3 protein-coding genes and 1 pseudogene are annotated in these 3,836 nt (G+C 74.8%); 3 read left to right on the forward strand and 1 reads right to left on the reverse strand.

What is annotated here, in order from left to right; translation table 11 throughout:
- Nucleotides 1-82: 82 nt before the first annotated feature.
- Entirely contained in the window at nucleotides 83-1,126 is a 1,044-nt protein-coding gene (locus tag ACWDX9_RS60835; protein WP_449973037.1) for a DUF5685 family protein, read from the reverse strand.
- Nucleotides 1,127-1,371: 245 nt separating this feature from the next.
- Here ACWDX9_RS60835 and ACWDX9_RS60840 point away from each other — a divergent pair, with 245 nt between their 5' ends.
- The 3 genes and pseudogenes from ACWDX9_RS60840 to ACWDX9_RS60850 form a co-directional block, all read left to right on the forward strand.
- On the forward strand, nucleotides 1,372-2,277 hold the full coding sequence (locus ACWDX9_RS60840) for an ATP-binding cassette domain-containing protein (RefSeq protein WP_449973038.1): 906 nt from the start codon (nucleotides 1,372-1,374) through the stop codon (nucleotides 2,275-2,277).
- Nucleotides 2,274-3,065 carry an ABC transporter permease gene (locus ACWDX9_RS60845; RefSeq protein ID WP_449973039.1) on the forward strand — a complete coding sequence of 264 codons (792 nt, stop codon included), beginning with the start codon at nucleotides 2,274-2,276 and terminating at the stop codon, nucleotides 3,063-3,065. The genes ACWDX9_RS60840 and ACWDX9_RS60845 overlap by 4 nt, the downstream gene beginning before the upstream one ends.
- A 95-nt stretch (nucleotides 3,066-3,160) precedes the next feature.
- A pseudogene (locus ACWDX9_RS60850) lies at nucleotides 3,161-3,836 on the forward strand (sensor histidine kinase); the annotation flags it as partial.

The raw sequence follows: 3,836 nt of genomic DNA on the forward strand, positions 1-3,836 counted from the left end.
CGCGTTCGCCGCGGCGTACGGGAGCGGGGCCGCGCTCACCCGCGACGCCGCGATCAGCGCCGTCCGCCCGGCGTGAGCGGCTTCAGGTGGAGCAGTCGCAGCAGTTGCAGCAGTCGCAACAGGAACAGTCCAGGCCGCCCAGGTCGCACCCGCCCCGGCCGCGGTGACGGGCGTCCCGCTTGTTCCACCGGGGCTGCCACCGGCCGCAGGTCAGGATCGTGAGGATCCCGGCCCCCGTCTTGCGGATCCAGCCGGGCCGCTCGTAGGACGCCCGGAACGCCCGCTCCACCGCCCGGTGCACCTCGGTGCCGAGCAGCGTGTCCACCAGGTGGCGCTCCTCGAACTCCACCTCCCGCAGGGCCAGGGTGAGGCCGCGGGCGGCGTCGTCGCACAGCCGCCGGGCCTCCCGCTCGCCGGTGCCGGTGACGGCGAGCGGGTTGAACGCGTCCCGCGCGGCGTCCTCGGCCCGGTCCTCGACCGCGTCCAGCAGGTGGGCGATCCGGCCGAAGAACCTGCCCGCCTCGGCCAGCGCGGCGGCGTTGCCCGGCCGCCCGGCGAGCACCGCCGTGTGCGCGAACGCCGCCGCCACCGCCTCCTCCGCCGGCGCGGTCAGCTCCAGCACCCCCTGCCCGCCGTGCGAGGCGGCCCGGCGCTCCAGGTCGAGCTGGCGGTCCACGGTGGCGACCAGCACCGCCGTGTCGAACCCGACCCCGGCCCCCAGCCGCGCACCGCCCGCCTCCCACCGTGTCGCCAGCAGGGCCGCCAGCCGCCGCCGGACCACCCCGAAGCCGGCGTCCCCGTCGGCCACCTGGTCGTGGAGCTTGCCCGCGCCCAGCGCCAGCGACACCGCCGCCGCCAGCCGCGCCCCGGACGCCCGCGCGTCCACCACCTCGGCGGCGCGGAACCCGCGTAACGCGCACGGCCCGGCCGCCCGGCGGGGCGCGGCCGACCCGAGCTGGGCCTCGGTCAGCACCGAGATGATCAGCGTGTCGTAGTTGGTGGCCAGCCGCGCCGCCTGGCCCTGCCCGTCCCGCAACGTCAGGCACAGCCCGCACAGGTGCGCCCGCCAGGCCGCACGCAGCGACGGGCACCCGTGTTCGCCACAGGGACGGATGATGCCGAACATGCGACCTCGCAGGATTTGTCGGTGATCGAGGGAATCGTACGGATTCTGGATGCGCGATGCCCGGAGGCACAGCCGAACCCGGTATTTCCGCGTGGTCCGCACCCGAGGCGAGGCAGTACATTGTGCCGACCGGGCCGGAGGCGTCCCCGTTCGCCGCCGGCCTGGTCTTTTACGGCTTTCCGCCATCGAAGTCGGCGGGTCGCCCCCATACCCGCCGGACCCGGGGCCGCCTAGCGTGAGGCGGCGTGATCAGTCTGAAGGGTTTGAGCAAGAGGTACGGCGACCGCCCGGCGGTCGACGACCTGACACTGGAGCTGAGACCGGGCACGGTGACCGGGTTCCTCGGCCCCAACGGAGCCGGGAAATCGACCACGATGCGCCTGATCCTCGGCCTCGACCGCCCCTCCGCCGGCACCGCGCTGATCGGCGGCGTGCCGTACCACCGGATCGGCAACCCGCTGCGCACGGTCGGCGCGCTCCTCGACGCCCGCGCGCTGCACCCGGGCCGCAGCGGCCACGCGCACCTGGTGGCGCTGGCCCGCGCCAACGGCATCCCCCGGCGGCGCGTGGGCGAGGTGCTGGAGACGGTCGGCATGGCCGCGGCGGCGCGCAAGCGGGCCGGGGCGCTGTCGCTGGGCATGAGCCAGCGGCTCGGCATCGCGGCGGCGCTGCTGGGGGATCCGGAGGTGCTGATGTTCGACGAACCCGTCAACGGGCTCGACCCGGATGGGGTGCGCTGGGTGCGCGGGCTCATGCGGTCGCTGGCCGCCGAGGGACGGACGGTGTTCGTCTCCAGCCACCTCATGACCGAGATGCAGCTCACCGCCGACCACCTCGTCGTGATCGGCAAGGGCCGGCTCATCGCGGACGCGCCGCTGTCCGACGTCATCGCGGGCAGCTCCCTGACGGCCGTGCTCGTCCGCACCCCGCACGCCGGCGATCTCGCGGTACGGCTGCGCGCCGTCGGGATCGCGGTGGACCGGTACGGCGAGAACGAGCTGGAGGCCACCGGCGCCACCCTCGAAAGGGTCGGCGACCTGGCCTACGAGGCCGGGATCCGGCTGCACGAGCTGCGCACCCGGGAGGCCTCGCTCGAACAGGCCTACCAGGAGCTGACCGCGGGAAGCGTCGAGTACGGAGCGGGATCATGAGGACGTTGTGGCAGGCGATCGGGTCCGAGTGGGCCAAGCTGTGGTCGGTCAGGTCCACGTGGTGGTGCCTGGCCTGCGCGGCGGCGCTCATGGTGGTGACCGCGCTCACGCTGGGCGGCGCGAGCGCCACCGACGCCCTGCGCGAGGGCCGGACCGGCGCGCGGGTGACGGCCAGCGAGCCGGTGGTGTCGGCGACGTCGTTCGTCCAGTTCGCGCTGGTGGCGCTGGCGATGCTGGCGATCACCTCGGAGTACTCGTCGGGGAGCATCCGGGCCACGTTGCAGGCCACTCCCGTCCGAGGGGTGGTGCTGGCCGCCAAGACGCTGGTGGTGGCGCCGGTGATGGCCGTGACGGGCGTGCTGTCGGGGGCCGTCGCGACGGTGGTCGTCCAGGTCGTGCTGTCCGGTGCTCTGTTCGGCGGGCTCGTCGTGTCGCCGATCGGCGAGGTCGTGCCGGACCTGCTCGGGGTCGGGGCGTTCTTCGCGCTGGTGTCGGTGATGACGCTCGGCGTCGGCGCCGCGATGCGCAGCGCGGCGGGCACGCTGACCGTGGTGTTCATGCTGCTCATGGGGTTGCCGCTGATGTTGCTGACGACGGGGAGCCAGGCGGCGCTGGACGCCTCATTGCGGATGCCGACGTTCGCGGGGCTGGCGTTCATGGGGAGCGCGGACAACCTGGCCGGCGGGCCGATGCCGTACTCGGCGGGGGAGGGGCTGGCCTGGCTCCTCGCCTGGACGGCGGCGGCCCTGGCGGCGGGCCACGCGGTGCTGCGCCGCCGCGACGCGTAGCGCGGCGGCCCGCGATGCGTGGAGCGGCGCGGAGGATGCGTGGAGCGGCGCGGGCGGTGCGCGGCATCAGGGGGTTGCGCCTAGAATTCACGCCCGTGTCAGGCAGCAGGGCAGCCCGGGTGCTGGCCGGGGTCGTCCTCGGGATGGCCCTCGGCCTCGTCGAGCTGGTCTTCCTGTGCGTGGCGTGGCCCGCGCGCCTGGTCCCGGCCGCCCGGCCCGCCGTCGTCCGAGGGCTGGACAGGCTGATGGCTCTGGAACGGGCCAGGCTGTCCGGCTGGCTCGGGCACGAGGTGGCGCGGCGGGACGGCGGTTACGGCTTCCTCACTGCGCGCGCCGCCCTGGGGGTCCTGGGCGGGTACCTGTGCGCGGCGGGCCTCTTCCTCGGCGGGCTCCTGCTGGTCGGCGGCCTGTGGGACCTCGTATGGGGGCGGGCCGAGCCGGTGCCGGTGAACCTGCCCGGCGTCAGGATCGTCACCAGCAGCGGCATGCTCGGCCTGACCGGCGGCGCCGTGCTGCTCGCCCTGGTCGCCCTCATGACCCTGGCCGTCGGATCGCTCGAACGGCGGCTGGCCGACCACTTCCTCGGCCCCGGCAGCCACGAGCTGATGCGCCGGCGGATCGCCGAGCTGACCGCCACCCGCTCCGGCATCGTCCGGGCCGTGGACGACGAGCGGCGCAGGATCGAACGCGACCTCCACGACGGCGTCCAGCAGCGGTCACGATCGGGGCGGAGTCGCGCGACGACACCGGCGAACTCCACGCACCGCCGGA

This window comes from Nonomuraea sp. NPDC003201 (assembly GCF_053590415.1).